At 71.9% G+C, this 22,431-nt stretch carries 16 protein-coding genes; 13 read left to right on the plus strand and 3 right to left on the minus strand.

What is annotated here, in order from left to right; translation table 11 throughout:
• Window positions 1-77 precede the first annotated feature (77 nt).
• The 4 genes from WS92_RS06590 to WS92_RS06605 all read left to right on the plus strand — a co-directional run bounded on the left by WS92_RS06590 (window position 78) and on the right by WS92_RS06605 (window position 3,377).
• Window positions 78-992 (plus strand): LysR family transcriptional regulator, encoded by a 915-nt coding sequence (locus WS92_RS06590; protein WP_059932277.1) that lies wholly within the window; start codon window positions 78-80, stop codon window positions 990-992.
• A 242-nt stretch (window positions 993-1,234) separates the two neighbouring features.
• Entirely contained in the window at window positions 1,235-1,684 is a 450-nt protein-coding gene (locus WS92_RS06595) for a hypothetical protein (protein ID WP_009915517.1), read from the plus strand.
• Window positions 1,685-1,824: 140 nt separating this feature from the next.
• On the plus strand, window positions 1,825-2,844 hold the full coding sequence (locus WS92_RS06600) for an AAA family ATPase (protein ID WP_059932275.1): 1,020 nt from the start codon (window positions 1,825-1,827) through the stop codon (window positions 2,842-2,844).
• The gene (locus WS92_RS06605; protein WP_059932273.1) at window positions 2,841-3,377 is read left to right on the plus strand and encodes a hypothetical protein; all 537 of its coding nucleotides are present in this window, start codon (window positions 2,841-2,843) and stop codon (window positions 3,375-3,377) included. Before WS92_RS06600 ends, WS92_RS06605 begins: the two co-directional genes overlap by 4 nt.
• A 27-nt stretch (window positions 3,378-3,404) precedes the next feature.
• Here the strand turns inward: WS92_RS06605 and WS92_RS06610 are convergent, their stop codons facing one another.
• Both WS92_RS06610 and WS92_RS06615 read right to left on the minus strand, forming a co-directional pair.
• Window positions 3,405-4,754, minus strand: a complete 1,350-nt coding sequence (locus WS92_RS06610; protein ID WP_059932271.1) for a type II toxin-antitoxin system HipA family toxin — start codon at window positions 4,752-4,754, stop codon at window positions 3,405-3,407.
• Window positions 4,751-5,125, minus strand: a complete 375-nt coding sequence (locus tag WS92_RS06615; RefSeq protein WP_059932269.1) for a helix-turn-helix domain-containing protein — start codon at window positions 5,123-5,125, stop codon at window positions 4,751-4,753. The genes WS92_RS06610 and WS92_RS06615 overlap by 4 nt, the downstream gene beginning before the upstream one ends.
• Before the next feature lie 862 nt (window positions 5,126-5,987).
• Between WS92_RS06615 and bcsB the strand changes: the two genes are divergently transcribed.
• The 9 genes from bcsB to WS92_RS06660 are packed head-to-tail and all read left to right on the plus strand — an operon-like array spanning window position 5,988 to window position 21,515.
• Window positions 5,988-8,261 carry a cellulose biosynthesis cyclic di-GMP-binding regulatory protein BcsB gene (gene bcsB, locus WS92_RS06620; RefSeq protein ID WP_059932267.1) on the plus strand — a complete coding sequence of 758 codons (2,274 nt, stop codon included), beginning with the start codon at window positions 5,988-5,990 and terminating at the stop codon, window positions 8,259-8,261.
• 4 nt (window positions 8,262-8,265) lie between these two features.
• Window positions 8,266-9,675, plus strand: coding sequence for a cellulose synthase complex periplasmic endoglucanase BcsZ (gene bcsZ, locus WS92_RS06625; protein ID WP_059932265.1), 1,410 nt, complete (start codon window positions 8,266-8,268; stop codon window positions 9,673-9,675).
• Window positions 9,642-14,069 carry a cellulose synthase subunit BcsC-related outer membrane protein gene (locus WS92_RS06630; RefSeq protein ID WP_059932263.1) on the plus strand — a complete coding sequence of 1,476 codons (4,428 nt, stop codon included), beginning with the start codon at window positions 9,642-9,644 and terminating at the stop codon, window positions 14,067-14,069. The genes bcsZ and WS92_RS06630 overlap by 34 nt, the downstream gene beginning before the upstream one ends.
• Window positions 14,070-14,079: 10 nt before the next feature.
• Window positions 14,080-16,194 (plus strand): cellulose biosynthesis protein BcsE, encoded by a 2,115-nt coding sequence (bcsE, locus tag WS92_RS06635; protein ID WP_059932261.1) that lies wholly within the window; start codon window positions 14,080-14,082, stop codon window positions 16,192-16,194.
• The gene (locus WS92_RS06640; protein WP_059932259.1) at window positions 16,191-16,403 is read left to right on the plus strand and encodes a hypothetical protein; all 213 of its coding nucleotides are present in this window, start codon (window positions 16,191-16,193) and stop codon (window positions 16,401-16,403) included. The genes bcsE and WS92_RS06640 overlap by 4 nt, the downstream gene beginning before the upstream one ends.
• The gene (gene bcsQ, locus WS92_RS06645) at window positions 16,400-17,185 is read left to right on the plus strand and encodes a cellulose biosynthesis protein BcsQ (RefSeq protein WP_059932257.1); all 786 of its coding nucleotides are present in this window, start codon (window positions 16,400-16,402) and stop codon (window positions 17,183-17,185) included. The genes WS92_RS06640 and bcsQ overlap by 4 nt, the downstream gene beginning before the upstream one ends.
• Complete coding sequence (gene bcsA / locus WS92_RS06650) at window positions 17,182-19,722, plus strand: UDP-forming cellulose synthase catalytic subunit (RefSeq protein WP_059932350.1); 2,541 nt, start codon at window positions 17,182-17,184, stop codon at window positions 19,720-19,722. Before bcsQ ends, bcsA begins: the two co-directional genes overlap by 4 nt.
• A 33-nt stretch (window positions 19,723-19,755) precedes the next feature.
• Window positions 19,756-21,321, plus strand: a complete 1,566-nt coding sequence (gene bcsG, locus WS92_RS06655; RefSeq protein ID WP_059932256.1) for a cellulose biosynthesis protein BcsG — start codon at window positions 19,756-19,758, stop codon at window positions 21,319-21,321.
• On the plus strand, window positions 21,318-21,515 hold the full coding sequence (locus WS92_RS06660) for a hypothetical protein (protein WP_059932254.1): 198 nt from the start codon (window positions 21,318-21,320) through the stop codon (window positions 21,513-21,515). Before bcsG ends, WS92_RS06660 begins: the two co-directional genes overlap by 4 nt.
• 47 nt (window positions 21,516-21,562) lie before the next feature.
• Here the strand turns inward: WS92_RS06660 and tauD are convergent, their stop codons facing one another.
• The gene (gene tauD, locus WS92_RS06665; RefSeq protein WP_015603273.1) at window positions 21,563-22,396 is read right to left on the minus strand and encodes a taurine dioxygenase; all 834 of its coding nucleotides are present in this window, start codon (window positions 22,394-22,396) and stop codon (window positions 21,563-21,565) included.
• Window positions 22,397-22,431: the final 35 nt, after the last annotated feature.

Below are 22,431 nucleotides of genomic sequence, written 5' to 3' on the forward strand. Positions count from 1 at the left end.
GGCGGCTTGAATCATGAAGATCGAACATTCACATTGATGAATGTCGATGCATCGGCGGCGCTCGCCAAGGAGAACGCATGCTCGGCACCCTGACGGACCTGGACCTTCGGCTGATCCGCGTGTTCGTCGCGGTGGCCGACGCGGGCGGCGTGAGCGTCGCGCAATCGACGCTGAACGTCAGCCAGCCGACGATCAGCACGCAGTTGTCGACGCTCGAGACGCGCCTCGGCTTCCGGCTGTGCGAGCGCGGGCGCAGCGGCTTTCGGCTGACGGCGAAGGGCGAGCGCTTCTACGCGCTCGCGAAGAAGCTGTACGCGGCCGTCGACGAATTCACGAGCGAAGCGCGGCACATGGACAAGACGCTCGTCGGCACGCTCTCGATCGGCCTCATCGGCCACACGCCGATCAGCGAGAACGCGCGCGTGAGCGAGGCGATCGCGCGCTTCCGGCAGCGCGACGAGGCGGTGCGCTTCGTGATCTCGGTGCGGCCGCCGGGCGATCTCGAGGAACGGCTGCTGGGCGGCGACGTGCAGATCGCGATCGGCTATTTCTGGCATCGCGTGCCGACGCTCGAGTACGCGCCGCTCTTCATCGAGCGTCAGGTCGCGTACTGCGGGCGCGGTCATCCGCTCTTCCGGCGGGCCGGGCGGCTCGCCGCGGCGGGCGTCGCGGATTTCGAATGGGCGTGGCGAACCTATCCGTCGCCGGAAGTGACGCTGTCGACGACGCCCGCGAAAGTCACCGCGCACGCCGACAACATGGAGGCCGTCGCGCTGCTGATCCTGTCCGGCCATCATCTCGGCTATCTGCCGCAGCATTTCGCGGCTCCGTACGTGAAGCAGGGGCTGCTCAAGGCGCTGAATCCCGGCGCGCTGCGCTACGACGTGACGTTCGACGTGGTCACGCGGCGCGGCGGCCGGCGCGATCCGATCGTGCAGGCGTTTCTCGACGATCTGACACACGCGCACCGGGGCGACGCGGCGCACGCGTGAGCGGCGATCCGCTCGAAATCCGCTCGATTTCCCGCATGACGCCCGCGCGATTCGACGCCGCGCGCGCATCGATGCCGCCCGACGGTGCGCGCCCCGTTTTTTTCCGCGGCGGCGCGCGCGGGTGGACCTGTTCCATTTGAGCCAGGTCAAGTCAGCCGGCTTCGACTGCACGCAGTATGCATTCGGGCGAACGGAGTTTCGCCGGCGCGCGTGCGTCGGCGGGATCGCAACGGAGCAATGCAATGGAACGCGGGGACGGGCATCGTCGACGGCGAAGGCTGGCCAGGTGGATTCATGCAGTCGGGCTGAGCGCGCTGTTCGCAATCGGCATCACGTGGATCGGCGCGGCCGTCGATCATCCGGTCGAGCAGGCGATCGTCGACGGGATGGCGGCGCCGGAATGCGCGAGGGTGCGCGCGATGCCGGCGGGCTCGCTGCTGTCGGCGCAGCAGCCGGACAGCGCGGTCTGCCGGTCGTTCTTTCTGTACCGGGCGGCGTATGTCGACGCGGCGAGCAACCCGGACGGCTATTCGGCGGCCGTGATGCGGGCGCGCGTCGACGAGTTCTGGCAGCTCGTCGGCTATGTGCTCGCGCTGTGGTTCGTGTTCGTCTGCGTCGTCGTCGGCATCGTCCTCGTCGTGCGGCGGCTGTTCGAGCAGCACACGAGACACCACAAGTCGACGCCCACTTGAATCGAATCGCGCGGGCCCGCGCCGGGCGGGCGCGGCCGCGAGGCGCGCGACGCAAACCCGCGTCGTTGACTACGATCAATTGCCACGCTCCGAACCGTAGCAGCATGAGCGTTACGCCATACGAATAATGCTCGTGTGCCATGTCCGATTTCCTGTCCCTGCGTCTGCCTCCCGAAGCGCTGCGCCGCGTGTGCGACCCCGCGCAGCTCGACTTTTCCACGGCCGCCGAGCTGCCGGACCCCGACGGCATCGTCGGGCAGCAGCGGGCCGTCGACGCGATCCGCTTCGGCATCGAGATCGCGCACGGCGGCTACAACCTGTTCGTGCTGGGCCCCGCGGGCGCGGGCAAGCATACGGTGCTCGACCAACTCCTGAGCGCACGCGCGAAAGCGGAGCCGGCCCCCGACGGCTGGTGCTGCGTGCACGACTTCGCGCATCCGCACAAGCCGCACGCGCTGCGCCTGCCGCCCGGGCGCGCGTGCCGGTTGCAGCGCGACATGGCGCAGCTCGTCGACGAACTGCGCGCGGTGATTCCCGCGACGTTCGAGAGCGACGCGGCCGCGCAGAACGTCGCGCTGATCCGCACGCCGCTCGGCTTTTCGCTCGCGCCGCAGCCCGTGCCGCTCGACGTCAAGGTGATCCTGTTCGGCGATCGCTGGCTGCACTACCTGCTGCACGAGCCCGACCCGGATTTCTGCGAGCTGTTCAAGGTGTCGGCGGATTTCGAGGAGGACTTGCCGCGCGAGCGCGGCGGCGGCGTGTCGCTCGCGGACACGCCCGTGCGGCAGTCGCTCGCGGTGACGGGCTCGATCGATCAGCACGGCGACGTGCAGGCGATCGGCGGCGTCAACGAAAAGATCGAAGGCTTCTTCGATCTGTGCCGCGCGCGCGGACTGACGGGCGAGCAGGGCGTCGTGATTCCGCGCGCGAACGTCAAGCATCTTGATGTTGCGCGAGGATGTCGTCGACGCGGGCGCCGCCGATGCGCAGGGCGATTTCCCGCGCGACAGCGTGAACGGACGGGTCTGCGCGAAGCTCGCGTCGTTCGCCGACGTGCGGCGCATGTTCGCGCAGTCGCCGTCGGCAGGCGGGCGGCACCGGTGGCGGCCGGGGGGCGACGCACACGTGCGGATCGTCGCGACGAAGGGGAGGCGCAATGAGTGAACCGGCGAATTTTCTGGCGTTCCTGCCTGCGGGCAAGGGGCTGATGTGCGCGACGACGATGGCCGTCGTCGACGAAGACGTCTACGGCTGGTACACGGGGCCGAGTGCGCGCGGCCTCGTCGCGGCGTTCTTCATGCTCGAGCACTACTACTCGACGCACGAGACGGCGTTCTATCACAGCGTCGACGACGACGCGCGCGGGCCGTGGGTGCTCGCGTGGCCGAGCGTCGAGATCGATGCGGGGCGGCTGCCGCCCGTGTCCGATGCGATGTGCGCGGAGCTCGAGCGCATGCAGGACGCATTCGCCGCCGAATGGCTGTTCTATTGCGACGATCCAGCCGCGGCGGCCGAGGCCGCATGGTATCGGACGCAGGGGCTGCCGCTCGAAGGTGCCGGCATCCGGCATGCGCGGCTCAATCGGCTCGACCGCGGCGGGACGCTGTGGACGTATGCGTCGCCGTCGCTCGATCTGAACATCGTCGACTGCCTGCGGCAGCGCTGGCCGCTCGATTACGCGCTCGCGCCGTAGCGGCGCGCCGGCGGCCGCGCCGCGTCGTCACGACGCTCGCGCGGCCGCGCCGGCCGCGAGTTTCGCGCTCAGGCGACGCATCCCGTTGAAGATCGTATCGGCGACGTCCATCGGAAAATCTCGCGGCAGCCTGGCTGATACTTCGTCGGCGACGCCCTCGGTGCGCGCGGTCAACGCGCCGATGATGTCGTCGACTTCGGCCGGCGCGAAGCCGACGCGCTGGCCCTGCGCGATCCAGTGCCGCCGCTGGATCTGGTGGATCAGGTAATGGACGTGCTTGCCGCGCACGCCCATCGCGAGCCGCGCGCGCTGCGCCGGCAACCGGTTCGCCCCGCGGCCGATCACCGGATGCGCGGACAGCACGTCGTAAAGCGGCGTCGATCGATAGCGGTTGCCCGGCAGATGCGCGATGCTGAAGTTCTTCGCGTGGCCGTCGGTCGCGGCGAGCAGCCAGAACACGATCTGCGCCGCGAAGAACGCGTAGCGGTCGGCCGCGCGCTCGGAGCCGGCGAGCACGCCCATGATCGTCTCGATGCCCGGCCCGCCATCCGCCTGATATTTGTCGAGCGCGGACGTGCCGGTTGCCTGGCACATGTCTTCCTGCGGCAGGCGCAGGATCCAGCGCGCGTCGCTCGACGGCCTGCGGTCGAAGCGCTCGACGACGAGCGCCTTCTGGCCGTCGAAATGCGCGATGTCGCAATGCGCGACCGGCAATCCGTATGCGGCGACGATCTTCGAGCACAGCCATTCGTTCTCGACCGACGTGCGCATGTCCGCGCGCCGGTTGCCGACGAGCCCGAGCGGCAGCTTCAGGATGTGCGTGGTCGGCGTGCTGCCGTCGGGCAGCAGCCAGCGGCCGCGATGGCGCAGCAGCGCGGTCTTTTCCTGCGCGCCGGCGATCGACAGGCGCAGGTCGTCGAGCGGCTCGTGCTCGCCGGCTTGCGGCGCGGACGTGATGTCGCGCAGCAGGCGTGCGATGTCCGCATCGGCGAGCGCGTGGCCGCGGATGCGTTCGAGATCGTCCGGCGCCTCGTCGGGCGGCAGCATCTGCAGCGCGCCGACGCAATCGCGGCCGAGCGTCGCGAGCAGCTCGAACGGCGACGTGCCGTCCGTCCTGTAGCGCATCGCGATCCGCCGGCGGATCGGCTCGCTGTCGGGCAGCAGGTTGTCGAAGTAGTCGCTGACGAGCCGGCCGCGATACGGCTGGTTGCCCGGCGTGAACGGCAGCGACAGCGACAGCGGGCGGCCTTGCGGGTCCGCGATCCATTCGTCGAAGTAGACGAGGCGCTCGCCGTCGCGCGCGTGCTCCCAGTAGCCGACGGGCAGGCCGTTCATCCACAGGTGCAGGCGCGCGGTGCGCGCGCGGCGCGCGCTCACCAGTCCTCCCGCTGCTTCGGGGCGGCGCGCTTGCGCGCGGGGCGGGGCGTGCGCTCGGCGGCGCGCGGGGCGGGCATCGGCCGGTCCGCGGCCTTGCGCGCGGGCGCGGCGGCCTGCTTGGTGACTTGCTTCGCGGAAGTGGTATGGACGTGGGTCAGCGTGAGCTCGACGTCGAGGACGCGCAGCACCTTGAACAGCCGCTCGACGCTCGCCGACGCCGGGTTCGCCTCGAATTGCGCATACGTCTGCTGCGTGACGCCGAGACGGCTCGCGAGCATCGCTTGCGTCAATCCGGCCACCTTGCGGAAGCCTCGCAGGATGGGCCGCAATTGGTCGAGCGTCTTGATCTCGTGTTCGATGATGATGGCCATGCGCGCACCTGATTGAAGTACAAGGGATTGCCTGTAATCGAAGAAAACAGTTTATATGCTGTAAGTTGAATTTACAAGGTTTGGGCTGTTTTTTATAAAAACAGCTTATATCCTGTATGTTGCTGGGCGCGAGCAGATCGCGCGACGGCGTGGGAGGGGCGATTTGCCGCGGCGCGTCTTGCGTGCCGAAGCGGCCGTAGGCGCGGCAACGTTTGCGTGCGCGCGGTTTTTCGTTTGCGTATGACGATTCGCGCATCGTCCCTGTTTTCAGGCGGTTCGGGCCGCGCCGCGGCGTCGGTTTCCCGTCAAAAATTGCGCTGGCCCATGCGCTTTTAAGCGGCGATGTCCCGTATAATTCGCAGCTTTTTGACAGTCTGACGATCGGCTCCATTCGGGCCTCGCATCAACGCCGGACACGGCGGGCGGCGATCGCGCGATCGAAATCGTCAGACCGAAAAACGGCAAGCCGACGATGCCGTTCCGGCGCGTCCGCGCGATCGCAGTGCCTGCGTTCGCGCCGCGCGCTCAGGAGGAATTTCCCGGCAGGGCGGCGCGCGGGGGATTTCCGCGCGCCGGCCGCAGCGTGGCATGACGGGGGCGTTGCCGTTCGGGGCGGGATGACGGCGCGCGGTCACGCACGCGAACAATCGACAGCCACAGGCCGTAAGCGGTCTGTCGGCCGGCAGGCCGCTCGCGCCTGCGCGGACGATTGAGCGCGACTCGATTTCGAGACAGTCAGCAGGCCAATCCAATGTTCGCCGACAACAGGCCAGGTTTTTCGCGGGGAAGCTACGGACATCGACGCACGGCAGTGCCAGTCGTCCGGCATCGAGGCCGGTTTCGCCTCGGCGCGGCGGCGCCGATGAAGCCGATTGCAACGTTTGCGTGCGCATTCGCGATCGCCGCCGCGCTCGTTCATCCTGTTCCATCGCTCGCCGCCGGCCAGGCCGGCGCGTCCGCGCCGCTTGCCGCCTCCGCGCCGCTCGTCATGCCGCTCGCCGCGACGGCGCCGTCGGGCATCGCCGGCGCCGCGATCCGCGTGCCGTTCGCGACGCTCGGCGCATACGAGCCGCTGCGCCTGCGCGGCAGCGATACCGCGCGAACCGTCAACGTCGGCGTGCGGCTCGACCGGATGGTCACGGCCGCGCGGCTGCGGCTCACGTATACGTATTCGCCGTCGCTCGTGTTCCCGGTGTCGCATCTGAAGGTGTCGATCAACGGCGAAGCGGTCGCGACGCTGCCGTTCGACAGCGCTCACGCGGGCCGCGCGATCACGCAGGAGATCCCGCTCGATCCGCGCTACTTCACTGATTTCAACCAGATCGAGCTGCGCCTCATCGCGCACTACACGCTCGATCATTGCGAGGACCCGGAGCATTCGGCGCTTTGGGCCGACGTGAGCCCGACGAGCGAATTGATCTTCGACGAGGCTTCGGTGCGGCTGCCGAACGATCTCGCGCTGCTGCCCGCGCCGTTCTTCGATCGCCGCGACAACAGCCGGCTGCGGCTGCCGTTCGTGCTGCCCGCGACGCCCGACGACGCGACGCTGCGCAGCGCGGGCGTGCTCGCATCGTGGTTCGGCGCGCTCGCCGATTACCGGCACGCGCGCTTTCCGGTGTCGTCGGCGCTGCCCGCGAGCGATCATGCGGTGGTCGTCGGCACGGCGGCCCGGTTGCCGGCGTCGCTCGCGCTGCCGCCGATCGACGGGCCGATGCTCGTCGTCGCCGACAATCCGGCCGCGCCCGACAAGAAGCTGCTCGTCGTCACGGGCCGCAGCGCGGCCGACGTCGACGCCGCGACGAACGCGCTCGTGCTCGGCAACGCCGCGCTGTCCGGCCCGTGGGCGCGCGTGTCGCGCATCGACATCGGCGCGCCGCGCAAGCCCTACGATGCGCCGCGCTGGGTGCCGGTGAATCGGCCGGTGACGTTGCGCGAGCTCGTCGACAATCCGGCCGACCTGCAAGTGCGCGGCAGCGCGCCCGATCCGATCCGCCTGAACCTGCGCGTGCCCGCCGATCTGCATTCGTGGGGCGGCTCGGGCGTGCCGCTCGCGCTGCACTATCGCTACACCGCGCCGACCGTGCGCAGCGATTCGATGCTCGCCGTCGAGATCAACGATCAGCTCGTGCAGTCGTACCGGCTCTCGCCGCGCAGCCAGGACGCGCGCGGCCGCGTGCAGTTGCCGCTCCTGTCCGGCGCGGACAGCCGCGCGACGAACGACGTCGACATCCCGGCGTTTCGCGTCGGCAGCGCGAACCAGTTGCAGTTGCGCTTCACGCTCGATTCGGAGAAGACGGGGCTTTGCACGGGCGTCGCGAGCGAGCCGCAGCGCGCGGCGATCGATCCCGATTCGACGATCGATTTCTCGCGCTTCATCCATTACGCGATGCTGCCGAACCTCGCGTACTTCGCTAACAGCGGCTTTCCGTTCACGCGCTACGCGGATCTTTCGCAGACCGCGGTCGTGCTGCCGGAGCGGCCGTCGCCCGCCGAGCAGGAGGCGTATCTGACGATGCTCGGCCACATGGGGCAGTGGACCGGCTTTCCGGCGCTGCGCGTGCAACTCGCGCGGGCGGCCGATGCGCCGCGGATCGCGGACAAGGATCTGCTCGTGATCGACGGCGCGCCGCCTTACGCGCAATTGGCGAACTGGCGCGACGCGCTGCCCGTTGCGATCGGCGCGGCCGGCGGCGGTTTTTCGCGCGCGGCGTTCTCGGTGAAGGAGCGCTGGCGCGACGACGCGCGCTCGCCGTCCAGCGGCGCGCGCTTCGAGCAGAGCGGCACGCTGGCCGCGCTGTTCGGCTTCGAGCGGCCGGGCAGCGACGGGCGCAGCGTCGTCGCGCTGACGGCGACCGATGCGCGGCATCTCGGCGATCTGCTCGACGTGTTCGAAAAGCCCGGCCTCGTCGCGCAGTTGCAGGGCGACGTCGCGCTCGTGCGGGCGGGCGCCGTCGAGAGCCTGCGCGTCGGCGAGCCCTATCTCGTCGGCTACGTGCCGTGGTATGCGCGCGTGTGGACGGCGGTCGCGAAGCATCCGGCGCTGCTCGGCCTCGTCGGCGCGGCGGCCGGGCTGCTGCTCGCGCTCGGCGCGTTCGGCGCGCTGCAGCGGATCGCCGCGCGGCGGCGGGGGATCTGACGCGATGGCGCGGCGGGCGGGGCGCGGCGGGCGCGAGGCGGGGGAGGCGCGAGAGATGCGACAGGCGCGGGCAGGCGCGGCGCAGCGGCGATCGTCGCGCGGGCGGCGGATGCTTGGGCGCGTGGCTGCGCGCGTCGTGGCGGCGGGCGTCGCGGTGGCGGCGCTCGCGGCGATGTCGGGAAGCGTCGCGTGGGCGGCGGAGCGGGCACGGGGCGATGACGAGCGGCTCGATGCTGGATTGCGCGACGCGGCGGGTGCGATCGCGGCGTCAGCATCGGCATCGATGTCGGCATCGCCGCCGGCGGAGCCTGCCCGCGCGTCCGCGGGCGCCGCCGCCTGCACGCCGTCCTGGCCGCGCTGGGCGCGCTTCAAGCGCGATTTCGTGTCGGCCGACGGCCGCGTGATCGACGTCGGCTCGGCCGACGAGCGGACCGTGTCCGAGGGGCAGGCGTACGGCCTCTTCTTCGCGCTCGTCGCGAACGACCGGCCGGCGTTCGACGCGCTGCTCCGCTGGACCGAGGACCACCTCGCGCAGGGCGACCTGGCCGCGCATCTGCCCGCGTGGCTGTGGGGCCGAGCGGCGGACGGCGCGTTGCGCGTGCTCGACGCGAACGCCGCATCCGACGCCGATCTGTGGATCGCGTACGCGCTGCTCGAAGCCGGGCGCCTGTGGCGCGAGCGCAGCTACACCGCGCGCGGCGCGCTGCTCGCGAAGCGCGTGCTCGACGACGAGACCGCGACGTTGCCGGGGCTCGGCCTCGTGCTGCTGCCCGGCCCGACGGGCTTTCGGCCGGCGCGCGACGCATGGCGGCTGAACCCGAGCTATTCGCCGCCGCAGGCGATTCGCGGGCTCGGCGCGCATCTGCCCGGCGACGCGCGCTGGGCGCGGCTCGCGGCGAGCGTCGGCCGCGTGCTGATCGACAGCGCGCCGCACGGCTTCGCGCCGGACTGGGCGCTGTACCGCCCGGACCACGGCTTCGAGCCGGACGCCGACACGCACGGGGCGAGCGCGTACAATGCGATTCGCGTCTATCTGTGGGCGGGCATGCTCGACGCGGACGACGCGCTCGCGCGGCCGCTCGCCGCGCATTTCGCGCCGTTCGCCGCGCACGTCGCCGCGCACGGCGCGCCGCCGGAGACGGTCGATGCGGCGACGGGCGCAGCCGGCCCGCACGACGGCAACGCCGGGTTTTCCGCGGCGGCTGTGCCGTTTCTCGATGCGCGCGGCGAGCGCGCGCTCGCCGACGCGCAGGTCGCGCGCATCGCGCGGCTCGAACGCGAGACGGCGAGCGGCTACTACGCGAACGTGCTGACGCTGTTCGGGCTCGGCTGGCGCGACGGGCGTTACCGGTTCGCGGCGGACGGCACGCTGCGGGTCCGATGGAGCGAGCCGTGCTCGATGCCTGCTCGTTGAAGGCGGCGCCGAAGGCGAAGCGGCTCGCGGCTCGCGCGCGATGCGGCGCGCGGTTCGCCGGGATGGCGACCGCCGCGGCACTCGCAGGCGTTGCTTCGATTGCCGTGTTCGCCGCGCCTCGCTTAGCGTTTGGCGCGGCGACGGATGGTTTCGCCGTGGCGGCGGCGGGGCAATCGTTCGCTTCCGTTTTCGTTCCCGCAGGAGGGGAGCCGCGCGCATCCGGACGAGCCGTCTCGATGGCGAAGGCATTGTCGCCGTGGTTCTCGCCGGGCCCGCGCACGTCGTCGGACGCGATGTCCGCGCGGACCGAATCGATATCGCCGGATGCGCCGACGCAAGCCGTCGCAATGGCGCAAGCATCGTCGGTGCGGCTCGCGTCGATTCCGCGCACGTCGTCGGACGCGATGTCCGTGCGGACCGAATCGACACCGCCCGGCGCGCCGCATCGGCACGCGCCGCTTGCCGCGATGCGCGCGCGCACGGCCGCGGCGTCGTCGCCGTTCGCGCTGGCCGGCCCCGAGCCGGCCGCGCTTCGATCGATCGCGCCGCCGTATCCGACGCCGGCTGCGCAAGCGCCGGCGATCCGCTTCGTGCCCACCTTGCCGCGCGGCGCGCCGGCGACGCCGCAGCCCGTCGCGACGCCGCACGCGCCCGACGCCGACGCCGCGCGCGAGCTGTACGCGACCGCGCGCATGTGGGCGAACAAGCACCGCGACGACCTCGCGCGCGACGCGCTGCGCAAGGCGTTGCTGATCGCGCCGCGCGACCCGGTGCTGCTCGCCGGGCAGACGCGGGTCCTGCTGCGCGCCGGCGACGCGAAGGGCGCGCGCGCGTCGCTCGAACGCCTGAGGCAGGCGGCGCCCGGCGCGCTCGTGACGCGCCAGGTCGACGACGAATACCGCGTCGCGACGAGCGGCCGCGATGAGATGGCGCAGATTCGCCTGCTCGCGCGCAGCGGGCGCGGCGACGAAGCGGCTCGCCGCATCGTCGCGCTGTTTCCGCACGGCGCGCCGGCGGGCTCGCTCGGCGCAGAGTATTACCAGATCGTCGCGAGCGCGCCCGACGGCCGCGCGCGCGCGATCGACGCGCTGCGCCGGACCGTCGCCGCCGATCCGGCGGACGTCGACGCGGCGACGGTGCTCGCGAAGCTGCTGAACCAGCGCGGCGACACGCGCGCGCAGGCGAACCGGCTCGCATGGTCGCTCGTCGCGCGGCCGGACACGGACCGGCGCGCGTCGCTCTCGCTGTGGCGCAGCGTGCTGCAGTCGGCGGGGCGCGATCCCGCGTATCTCGACGCATTCCGCGCGTATCTGACGTTCGTGCCCGACGACGACGAGTTCCGCGGCGACGCCGCCGCGCTCGAGCAGCAGCGCGACGCGCGGCTTCGCCTCGAACGCGATCCGGACTACATCGCGCAGCAGCGCGGCCTGCAGGCGCTCGCGCGCGGCGATCTCGCGGCCGCCGAGCCGCTTCTCGCGCGCGCCGCGGCCGCGCGCGCGGGCGACCCGGACGCGGTCGGCGGCCTCGGGCTGCTGCGTCTGCGGCAGGGCCGCCACGACGAAGCGCGCGCGCTGTTCGTGCGCGCGGCCGCGCTCGCGCCGGACAATCGCGAGAAATGGACGAGCCTCGCGGGTACCGCGCGCTTCTGGGGCACGCTCGCGCAGGGCCGCGCGGCCGCCGCGCAAGGGCGGCCGGAGGACGCGGAGCGCGCCGCGCGCGCGGCGCTCGCGCTCGAGCCGGACAACGCCGACGCGAAGCTGCTGCTCGCCGATTCGCTGCTCGCGCGACGCGACTGGCGCGCGGCGGAGCCGCTGCTGCGCGCGCTGCTCTCCGCGCGCGCGCCGAGCGTGTCGGCCGCGCGCAGCATGCGCACGCTATACGAGGAAACCGGCCGCGCCGATGCGTTCGGGCCGCTCGTCGATGCGCTGCAAAGCCGTTTCGCCGCGGCCGACGATCGCGCGGCGCTCGCGCGGCTGCGCGCCGAGCTGCTCGCGCAGCAGGCGGACGCGCTCGCGGCGGCGGGCAAGCGCGGGCCGGCCGCGCAGCGCTACGAGGCGTCGCTGCGCATCGCGCCTGATGCGCCGTGGGCCCGCTTCGCGCTCGCGAGCCTGTATCGCGACATGGGTTTGCCGCAGCTCGGCCGCGCGGTGATGGACGACGGGCTCGCGGCGTCGGACGCGGCCGACATGCGCTATGCGGCTGCGCTCTATCGCAACTCGCTCGACGACGTCGCGCTCGCGCAGGCCGTGTTCGCGACGATTCCGGAGGCGAGCCGCACCGACGGGATGCGCGCGTTCGCGCGCAAGCTCGATGCCGAGGCGGCGCTCGCCGATGCGCGGGCCGCGCTCGCGCGCGACGATCGCGCGGCGGCCGACGCCGCGCTCGACCGCGCGCAACGCGCCGCGTCCGACGATCCGGACCTGCTCGCGGCCGTCGGCGCGCAGTGGATCGACCTCGGCGAAGTCGAGCGTGGCCTCGCGCCGCTGCGCGACTGGATCGCCGCGCATCCGCGGCAGGCGGACGCCGGCGTGCGGCTGCGCTACGGCGATCTGCTCGGCGGCGCGCAGCGCGACGACGCGCTGGCCGCATGGCTCGGCGCGCTGCGCGACAGCGGCGCGCCGCTCGACGCCGCACACGCCGCGCGCCTCGAGGATCAGTCGCTGCGGCTCGTGCTGCGCGAAACCGACGACGCGCTCGATCGCAACGACTATGAGGCCGCCGGGCGCCTGCTCGATCGCGCGAGCCCGGCGGGCAAGGCCGATCGCCGCTATGCGCTCGAGGTGGCCGAGCTGGCGCGCGCGCAGGGCCGCTACGACGCCGCGCGCGCGGCGCTCGCGCCGGTGCTCGCGCGTGCGCCCGACGATGCCGACGCGCAGCTCGCGCTCGCGCGCATCCTCGACGACGACGGCGAGCACGCCCGCGCGCTCGCGCTCGTGCGCGACGTGCTCGCGCGCACGCCGCCCGACGACGTCGACACGCAACTGTCGGCGTTGCGCCGGCTGACCGCGCTGCGTCGCGCCCAGGAGGCGGCCGCGCTGGCCGACACGCTGCGCGCCGCGTATCCGGCGCGCGCCGACGTGACGGTCGCGGCCGGGCGGGTCGCGCAGGCGCTCGGCCGCTACGACGACGCGGCGTCGCTGTACCGGCAGTCGCTCGCGCAGGAGCGCGCGGCGGGCGCCGCGCCGCGCCGCGACGGCGCGACGCCCGCGCAGGCCGCATGGGCCGACCTGCAGCAGCGGCGCGATCCCGAGATCGAAGCGGGCTGGCTGCCCGCGTACAAGTCCGGCGACGAGGGCGTCTCCGCGTATCGCGCGCATCAGGTGCCCGTCTATCTGCAGATCCCGTATCGCTACGACGGCCATGCGTTCGTTCATCTCGACGCGGTGCGGCTCGATGCGGGCACGCTCGACACGAGCGATCCGAAAGCGTACGCGCTCGGCACGTTCGCGACGCATCCGGCGCTCGCCGACGCGTCCGCCGCGCCAGGCGGTGCGCTGCGCCAGCGCGCGACGGGCGTCGGCGGCGGCATCGGCTACCGCAACGACGCGTGGCGCGTCGACGTCGGCACGACGCCGCTCGGCTTTCCGGTGCATTACGTCGTCGTCGGCGTGCGTTACCGGTTCGACGCGGGCCCGGCGAGCTTCTCCGTCAGCGCGTCGCGGCGGCCGGAGACGGGCAGCGTGCTGTCGTACGCGGGGCTGCGCGATCCATGGACGGGCGCGACGTGGGGCGGCGTGCGGCGCGACGGCGTCGGCATGCATGCGTCCGCCGACATCGGCCGCGTGAACCTGTTCGCCGATCTCGCCGCCGCGCGGCTGACTGGGCGCAACGTCGCCAGCAACGCGGCCGTCACGCTGCGCACCGGATTCATGACGCCCGTCTATCGGCGCGCGGACATGCGCGTGAGCGCGGGGCTCGTCGGCAACGCGTGGCACTACGCGCAGAACCTGCGCTACTACACGTACGGGCAGGGCGGCTACTACAGTCCGCAGCGCTACCTGTCGATCGGCATGCCGATCGAATGGGCGGGGCGGCGCGGCGCGTTTACGTGGGACGTGAGCGCGACGGTCGGCGTGTCGAACTCGTTCGAGCGCGATTCGCCGTATTTCCCGAACGGGCTGCCGGATTCGGCGCTCGTCAAGTCCGCGCAGGCGCTCGGCAACCCGGTGTTCTCGCGCGGCTCGACGCGCGGCGTGTCGTTCTGGTACGGGTTCGCGGGCGTTGCCGAGTATCGCGTGAACGGGCGGCTCGCAATCGGCGCGCGATTCGATGTCGACCACGCGCACGATTACGCGCCGAGCGCCGGGCTGCTGTACGTGCGCTACGCGTTCGACGCACGCAAGGACAGCGGCGGCTTCTCGCCGTCGCCGGTGCGACTCTATTCGAGCTACTGACGGATGCGAGATGAGCGACTCACGCTTGAAATCCACCGATCCCGTTTCCATCCGGTCCGCAAGCGGCGAAGCCGACGCGGGCGCGCTCGGGCGTCTGCGCGCGCTGTGGCGCGCGTGGTCGCGCGCGGCGATGCCGCGCGAGCGCGCGAGCGCGACGAACCGGCTCGCGATCGACGCGCTGCCCGACGAGTGGACCGAGCTCGCGCCGGGCGGCCTGTACGTGGTGTACGCGGCGGCGCGCACGGGCGCGTGCGATGCGCTGATCCGGGACAGCGTCCGGCATGCGCGCACGCGCGACGTCACGGTCGTGCTCGCGCGCGAGCGCGCGGAGGTCGCGGCGCGGCTGCGCGAGATCGGCTTCGTCGACGGCGTGCACGCGCGGGGTTGGCCGAGGCGCTTGAACGTGCTCGCGATGCCGCCGCGCGATACGAACACGCGGGACGCGTCGGCCGCATTCGATACGCCGGACGAGCTGGACGCACTGAATCCGCAACCGGCGCAACCCTCGCAACGAGACGCCGCACCCGCACCCGCGTTCGCGCGCCTCGTCGGCGGCCTGCGCGCGCTGAAGCGCTACCGCTTCCGTGCGAACGCGCTGTACTTCGTCGAAGGCGCCGAGCGCTGGCTCAGTTGGCACGATCCCGCCGCGCTGACGCACGAAGGGCGTGCGCTCGCCGGCTGGTGCCGCTCGCATCGGATCGCGCTCGTGCTGCTGATCGATCCGCAGGCGGCGGAGGCCGACGCGAGCCGCGCCGGCACGCCGCACACGGCAGCGTCGCGCATCGCGCCCGCCACGCGTGACAACACGCATGGCGACGATCGCGCAGCAGATCGCATCGACGATCGCGCCGCCCCCTTCGCCGTCGACCGCACGCCCGCCGCGCGCGGCGGATTTCACGGCGCCTGCGCAGGCGTCGCGCAATTGCAGCGCACGCACGGCGAGCTGCGCTGGCGGGTCGATTTCTGGCGCGCGCGCGGCGCGGTTGCCACAGGCGAGTTGCGCGCGCTGCGCTTCACGGGCGACGGACGGCTCACGGCCGTGCCGGCGGCCGGCGCGCACGCGGCGCGCGGCGACGCGCGGCTCGCGTTCGACGAGATGCGCGTCGTCGCAAGCCGCCGCGTGGTCGAGCGCGAATCGTGGGTGCCGGGCGACTGGGACATCGTCGACGACAACGCCGCGGTGCTCGACGCCTGCGACGGCGCGCATGCGGCGACCGCGGTGCTCGCGTTCACCGGCCGCGCGCAGCTCGAGGCGCTGTGCGCGACGATCCACGCGCTGCGCCTGCGGTGCGGCGGCGCGCTGAAGATCATCGTCGTCGAGCGCGGCGAGGCGATGCGCCATCAGTTCGAGCAGCTCGCGCTGAACCTCGGCGCGAACCAGGTCGTCGCGCGCAACCTGCCGTTCTCGCGCGTGCTCGCGGTGCTGCGTTCGCTGCGGGGCCAACTGTACGCGCGCCCGGTCGCGGCCGACTATCGGGCCGCGCTCGCCGCGTCGCTCGGCGACACGGTGCTCGGCTATCTGCCCGTCGGCGCGTTCTGCTCGCATGCGCGCGCGGTGCTCGAGCGCAGTGCGGTGCTCGCGCTGTCGCATACGCTCGTGAAGCTGACGCTGCTGCCAGGCGTCGCGCATGCGCACGCGCTGCGCGCGTGCACGCTGCGCCGCGCGGGCGACGTGCTGACCGCCGACGCGCAGCACCTGTACCTGTTCCTGTTCGCCTGCGAACTCGCCGATGCGCACGACGTGCTCGGCCATCTCTTCGGCGTGCCGATCGAGCGGATCGCGGATCGCGTCGTGCATCTCGCGGAAGAAAGCATCGAGCACGAGTTGAACGCGCTCGACGCGGCGAACCGGCGCGCGCCAATCGCCGATTACAGCGATCTCTTCTCGGCGGCGGCGGGCGGGCCCCCCGCGCGCAACGATGGTTCGTCGGCCGAACGCGCGCCGCGCGCATCGACCGGAACTGCGCAAATCGTCGTGCCGCCGCCGATCGCACCGATTACACCGACGGTTACGCCGCACGCGCCGCGACCGCACCGGCCGCGCACTGCCGGCGCGATCGCCCACGCGCGCGCCCGCACCGCCACGCGCGACGCGATGCCGTTGCGCATCAGGGAGGCCGAATGATTTCGCTGATGGTCGCCGGCTTCGTCGCCGGCATCGTGATCGCCGTTGCGATCCGGCTCGTCGCGTCGCGCGGCGGCACCGGCCGCGGGCTGTCGTTGCCGCGCGATTTCGATCGCCGCGACGCGGTCCACTGCACGATCGAACCGGTCGCGCTGCACGCGCGGTTGCTGCCGTCGGCCGCGCAACGCGAACGGCGGGACGGGCGATGAAGACGATCGCGATCGTTTCGACGACGGGCGGCGCGGGTCGCACGATGCTGACGGCGGCGCTCGCGGCGCTGCTCGCGCGCGGCGGCCGGCCGGTCGTCGCGCTCGATTTCGATCCGCAGAACCTGCTCGGCGTGCAGCTCGGGCTCGACGCGTTCGCGCCGGCGGGCGTCGCGCGCGCGCTGGCGGGCGCGGGCGGCGCGTGGCACGCGCACACGTGGCGCAGCGCGGATGGCGTGCTGTTCGTGCCGTACGGCCATGTCGATTCCGCGCAGGCGCTCGCGTGCGACGCGCGGCTCGCCGCCGATCCTGAATGGCTCGCGCGCTCGCTCGCCGACGTCGCGCTGCCGGCCGAAGGCGTGACGCTGATCGACACCGCGCGCTTCCCGTCGCAGCAGGCGGCGCATGCGTTGCGCTGCGCGGATCTCGCGCTGTGCGTCGTGCCGCCCGATCCCGCCGCGTGCGCGACGGCCGCCGCACGTCTGCCGGAGCTGCGCGCGGCGAGCGCGGGCGCGCTGCGCATCGTCGTGAACCGGCTGAACCCGGCGCGCGACATGCAGCGCGACGTGCTCGCGATGCTGCGTGCGGCGGCAGGCCCGGGCGTCGTGCTCGAGCAGCGCGTGCATCTCGATGCGGCATTGCCCGAGGCGCTCGCGCGCGGTACGTGGTTCTTCGACGACGCGCCGCATTCGCAGGCGTCGCACGATCTGCACGGCGTCGCGAGCTGGGTCGACGCATGGCTCGGCGCGCCGGCCGCGCGCGACGCGACGGGGGCGCCCGCATGACGGCGCGCGCGGCATTTCGTCGACGGATCGGCGGCGCGGCCGCGCGCGTGCGCGGCTGGGTCGCGCGCGGCCTCGGCGTATCCGACGAGCGTTCGTCGTTCGACTGGCTCGTGCGCGTGTTCTTCCATGCGCCCGCGCCGGGCACGCGCGACGTCGCGCGCGACTGGCTGCGCGCGGCGGTTCTTTGGGCCGCCGCGCAATGGGGCGTGACGCGGCCGCGCCGCGCGCGCGACTGGCTCTGGCGCGCGTTCGTGCGTGCGCCGCACGAAAGGCGGTCGCGCGCGCGCGATCCGTTCGCGTGGATCGACGCGACGCTCGTACCGGCGTTGACGCTCGCGCGCCGCATGCAGCGACGCATCGACGGATGGCTCGCCCGCTTGCCGTGGCATCGCTGGGGCGAGCGCGTCGAGCGCGGCGCGCAGCGCGCCGGCGCGCATCGCTGGCTGCTGCCGGCGAGCGGCGCGGCGGGGCTCGCGCTGTGGCTCGCGGCCGGCACGTCGCCGCTCGCGCCGGCGGGCCAGTTCGCGTTCTTCGCGACGCTCGCCGCGCTCGCGCTCGCGCTGCGCCGCATGCCGGGCCGCCTGCCGACGCTCGCGCTCGCGACGTTCGCGCTGCTCGCGATGGCGCGCTACATCTGGTGGCGCAGCACCGAGACGCTCGACTTGCGCACGCCGCTCGAAGCGTGCGTCGGCTATCTGCTGTACGCGGCCGAGGCGTACACATGGCTCATCCTCGTGCTCGGCTTCGTGCAGACCGCGTGGCCGCTCGAGCGTCCGGTCGCGCGCCTGCCGGACGATCCCGCCGGCTGGCCGAGCGTGGACGTCTACATTCCGACATACGACGAGCCGCTCGCCGTCGTGAAGCCGGCGATATTCGCCGCGCAGAGCCTCGACTGGCCCGCGGACAGACTCAACGTCTATCTGCTCGACGACGGCCGCCGCCCGGCGTTCGAGGCGTTCGCGCGCGATGCGGGCATCGGCTATCTGACGCGCGACGACAATCGCCACGCGAAGGCGGGCAACATCAACAGCGCGCTCGCGCGCACGCACGGCGAATACGTCGCGATCTTCGACTGCGATCACGTGCCGACGCGCTCGTTCCTGCAGACGACGATGGGCGCATTCCTTCGCGATCCGAACTGTGCGCTCGTGCAGACGCCGCATCATTTCTTCTCGCCGGACCCGTTCGAGCGCAACCTCGGCACGTTCCGCCGCGTGCCGAACGAGGGCAGCCTGTTCTACGGGCTCGTGCAGGCGGGCAACGACCTGTGGAACGCCGCGTTCTTCTGCGGCTCGTGCGCGGTGCTCAAGCGCGGCCCGCTCGAAGAGGTCGGCGGCGTCGCGGTCGAGACCGTCACCGAGGACGCGCACACCGCGCTCAAGCTGCATCGCCGCGGCTACACGAGCGCCTATCTGCCGACCGTGCAGGCCGCGGGCCTCGCGACCGAAAGCCTCGCGGGCCACATCCGGCAGCGCGCGCGCTGGGCGCGCGGAATGGCGCAGATCTTCCGGATCGACAATCCGTTCGTCGGCCGCGGCCTCGGTTTCTTCCAGCGCGTGTGCTACGGCAACGCGATGCTGCATTTCTTCTACGGCATTCCGCGGCTCGTGTTCCTGACGATGCCGATCGCGTACCTGTTCTTCCACCTGTATTTCATCAACGCGTCGGCGCTCGCGCTCGCCAGCTACGTGCTGCCGTACATGGCGCTCGCGCACGTCGCGAACGCGCGGATGCAGGGGCGCTTCAGGCATTCGTTCTGGGCCGAGGTGTACGAATCGGTGCTCGCGTGGTATATCGCGCTGCCGACGACGATCGCGTTCCTGAGCCCGAAGCACGGCAAGTTCAACGTGACCGCGAAGGGCGGGCGGATCGACGAAGGTTACGTCGACTGGGCGACGTCCAGGCCCTATCTCGCGCTCTTCGTGCTGAACGTCGCGGCGATCTTCGCGGGCGGCGTGCGGCTTGCCGCGGGCGGCGGCGACGAGGCGTCGACGATCCTGATGAACGTCGCGTGGGCGCTGTACAACCTCGCGATGCTCGGCGCGGCGCTCGCGGTCGCGCGCGAGGCGAAACAGGTGCGCGTCACGCACCGGATCGCGATGCGGGTGCCGGCGACGCTGCTTCTCGCCGACGGCACGACGGCCGCGTGCCACACGAAGGACTACTCGGCGGGCGGCCTCGGGCTCGATGCGGTGCCGGGTGCGCGCATCGCGCTCGGCGACACGTTCGACGTCTGCGTGAGCCGCGGCGACCGGCCGTTCCATTTCCCGGTGCGCGTGACCCGCGTCGACGCCACGCATCTCGGCGTGCAGTTCGAGCGGCTGACGCTCGAGCAGGAGCGCCAGCTCGTGCAGTGCACGTTCGGCCGCGCGGACGCGTGGCTCGACTGGCGCGACGCGAACCGCGACGCCGACGACGCGCCGCTGCGCGGGCTGAAGGAGGTGCTCGCGATGGGGTTCGCTGGCTACGCGCGGATGCTGCGGGCCGCGACGAGCGCGATGCGGGCAAGACGCGCGGCCGACCGGACGCGTCATTGACGCGCCGATTCAACTGACGACGGAGCCACGTCGATGACGTTCTGGAATCTGTATTTCATTCTGAAGCTCTATCTGTTCGCGGCGGGCCATCTGAAGCCGCTGTGGATCGCGAACCTCGGTTTCGCGCTCGCGCTCGCACTGAGCTCGCCGGTGAGGCGGCGCGGCTTGCGGCTGCTGCGCCACGCGCTCGCGTTCGTGATCGGCGTGCCGTTGATGTACTACGAAGCGGACGTGCCGCCGTTCGCGCGGCTCGTCGAAACGCTCGGCAGCCTGCGCTCGTTCAGCGTCGGCTACTGGATGGAGCTCGTGCCGCGCTTCGTGCCGCCGATGCTCGCGCTGATCGCGCTCGGCGTCGTGATCGGCTATCTGATCGTCAATCGCTGGCTGCGCGTCGCGACGTTCGTGCTGCTCGCGCTGATCGCGCTGCCCGTGTGGCAGGCGGGCAGCGCGGCGCTCGCGCGTCTCGACGCGGCGGCCGTGGCCGCCGGGGCCGCGTCCGGGCCGGTTGAAACGGGGCGTGCCGCGCAGCCGCAGGATCACAACGCGGCGCTTGCCGCGTTCCGCTCGCAGGAATCGCAGCGGCAGGTGACGTTCGGCCGCCCGAGCACCGATCCGGCGACGCAGTTCGACGTGATCGTGCTGCACGTCTGTTCGCTGTCGTGGGACGACCTCGACGTCGCGAAGCTGCGCAATCATCCGCTGCTGGGCCATTTCGACTATCTGTTCACGCACTTCAGCACGGCGGCGAGCTACAGCGGCCCGGCCGCGATCCGCGTGCTGCGCGCGAGCTGCGGGCAGGAGGCGCACGCGGACCTGTACAAGCCCGCGCCCGCGCAGTGCCATCTGTTCGCGCAGCTCGCGGGCGCCGGCTTCGCGCCGCAGACGCTGCTCAACCATGACGGCCACTTCGACAATTTCCTGCAGTTGATCCGCGACAACATCGGCGTGCCGAACGCGCCGATGATCCCGAACGCGGACGCGCCCGTCGCGATGCACGCGTTCGACGGCTCGGCGATCAAGGACGACTATGCGACGCTCGCGAACTGGTACGCGAAGCGCGGCGCGACCCTGGGCCCCGTCGCGCTGTACTACAACACGATCAGCCTGCACGACGGCAATCAGTTGACGAGCGGCCGGATGTCGAGCCTCGACTCGTATCCGCTGCGCGCGCGCAAGCTGATGGACGATTTCGACCGCTTCGCGGATCTGGTCGCCGCATCGGGCCGCCGCGCGGTGATCGTGTTCGTGCCCGAGCACGGCGCGGCGCTGCGCGGCGACGAGAAGCAGGTGGCGGGGCTGCGCGAGATTCCGACGCCGCGGATCGTGCACGGGCCGGTCGGCGTGCGGCTCGTCGGCTTCAAGGGCGACCACGGCGCGACGACCGTGATCGACGCGCCGGCGAGCTTCCTCGCGGTCGCGCAACTGCTGTCGAATCTCGTGTCGAACAGTCCGTTCAAGCCGGGCGTGACGCTGTCGCAATACGCGGCCGATCTGCCGCAGACGCGCATGATCGGCGAGAACGAAGGCACGGTGACGATGACGACGCCGACGGGCTACGCGGTGAAGACGCCGGACGGCGTATGGATCGAGGAAAAATGACGAACGGGAATCCGGACACGGCGGCGATGGCGCGCGGCGGTGAGCCGCTGCCGTCGAACGACATTGCAGGGCTCGCGTGCCGCGTGCGCGAGATCGATCCGTCGCGCTATCTCGACGAGCAGGCGCGGCTCGCGTACCACGATGCGCTCGACCGGTGGCCGCTGCTTGCGAAGCTGATGGGGCTCGCGGATTGACGCAGGCGGGCTTCGTCGCGCGATGCGCGCGGCGCCGCGCCGCCCGCTCAATACGGCCGGTCGCCGACGATCGTCGCGCGATGCATCACCCGGTGCGTTTTCCCATAGTCGTTCACCGCGTAGTGGATCGTCGAGCGGTTGTCCCAGAACGCGACGTCGCCCGGCTGCCAGCGCCAGCGCAGCGTGAACTCGGGCCGCGACTGATGCGCGAACAGGAAGCGCAGCAGCGCCGCGCTTTCTTCGTCGGGCAGCTCGTTGATCTCGGTCGTGAAGCCCTCGTTGACGAACAGCGCATGGCGGCCGTTCTCCGGATGCGTGCGCACGACGGGGTGCGTGACGCCCGGATGCGTCGCGCGCGTTTCTTCCCAGCGCGCGCGATCCTCCGCTGTGAGGCCGAAGCGCTTCAGCGGAAACGACTTCGTGAAGTCGTGCTGCGCGGTGAGGCCGTCGAGCTGTGTCTTCACGCGATCGGACAGCGCGTCGTAAGCGGCGAAGCCGCTGCCCCACAGCGTGTCGCCGCCCGTCTCGGGCAGCGTGCGCGCGGCGAGGATCGACGCGCGCGGCGGCGTTTCGACGAACGTCACGTCCGTATGCCAGATCGCGTTGTCCTTCAGGTCGAACACGGCGTTGTCGAGCACCATGATCTCGCGCGCATCCGGATGCGACGGATAGATCGGATGAACGTGCAGATCGCCGAAACCGGCCGCGAAGTCGCGATGCTGGACCGCGCTCAGGCGCTGGCCGCGAAAGAACAGCACCTGATGGCGCGCGAGCGCGGCGCGGAGGTCGTCGCGCAGGTCGTCGGTCGCGTTCGAGAGGTCCACGTCGTCGACGATCGCGCCGATCGCGGGTGTCAGTCGGGTCAGTTTCAGTCGGGTCATCGTCGGTCCGGATTCGGTGTGTCGGCGTCGGAGCG

Origin of the sequence: Burkholderia sp. MSMB1588, from assembly GCF_001546925.1 — a bacterium.
GTDB lineage: Bacteria > Pseudomonadota > Gammaproteobacteria > Burkholderiales > Burkholderiaceae > Burkholderia > Burkholderia humptydooensis.

Bases quoted from the DNA above. Each gene is read 5' to 3' on its own strand.
- bcsQ (WP_059932257.1), top strand. From the start codon at position 16,400: ATGAAGACGATCGCGATCGTTTCGACGACGGGCGGCGCGGGTCGCACG.
- bcsG (WP_059932256.1), top strand. From the start codon at position 19,756: ATGACGTTCTGGAATCTGTATTTCATTCTGAAGCTCTATCTGTTCGCG.
- bcsE (WP_059932261.1), top strand. From the start codon at position 14,080: ATGAGCGACTCACGCTTGAAATCCACCGATCCCGTTTCCATCCGGTCC.
- WS92_RS06630 (WP_059932263.1), top strand. From the start codon at position 9,642: ATGGAGCGAGCCGTGCTCGATGCCTGCTCGTTGAAGGCGGCGCCGAAG.
- bcsB (WP_059932267.1), top strand. From the start codon at position 5,988: ATGAAGCCGATTGCAACGTTTGCGTGCGCATTCGCGATCGCCGCCGCG.
- bcsZ (WP_059932265.1), top strand. From the start codon at position 8,266: ATGGCGCGGCGGGCGGGGCGCGGCGGGCGCGAGGCGGGGGAGGCGCGA.
- WS92_RS06615 (WP_059932269.1), bottom strand. From the start codon at position 5,125: ATGGCCATCATCATCGAACACGAGATCAAGACGCTCGACCAATTGCGG.
- WS92_RS06605 (WP_059932273.1), top strand. From the start codon at position 2,841: ATGAGTGAACCGGCGAATTTTCTGGCGTTCCTGCCTGCGGGCAAGGGG.
- tauD (WP_015603273.1), bottom strand. From the start codon at position 22,396: ATGACCCGACTGAAACTGACCCGACTGACACCCGCGATCGGCGCGATC.
- bcsA (WP_059932350.1), top strand. From the start codon at position 17,182: ATGACGGCGCGCGCGGCATTTCGTCGACGGATCGGCGGCGCGGCCGCG.
- WS92_RS06660 (WP_059932254.1), top strand. From the start codon at position 21,318: ATGACGAACGGGAATCCGGACACGGCGGCGATGGCGCGCGGCGGTGAG.
- WS92_RS06640 (WP_059932259.1), top strand. From the start codon at position 16,191: ATGATTTCGCTGATGGTCGCCGGCTTCGTCGCCGGCATCGTGATCGCC.
- WS92_RS06595 (WP_009915517.1), top strand. From the start codon at position 1,235: ATGGAACGCGGGGACGGGCATCGTCGACGGCGAAGGCTGGCCAGGTGG.
- WS92_RS06600 (WP_059932275.1), top strand. From the start codon at position 1,825: ATGTCCGATTTCCTGTCCCTGCGTCTGCCTCCCGAAGCGCTGCGCCGC.
- WS92_RS06590 (WP_059932277.1), top strand. From the start codon at position 78: ATGCTCGGCACCCTGACGGACCTGGACCTTCGGCTGATCCGCGTGTTC.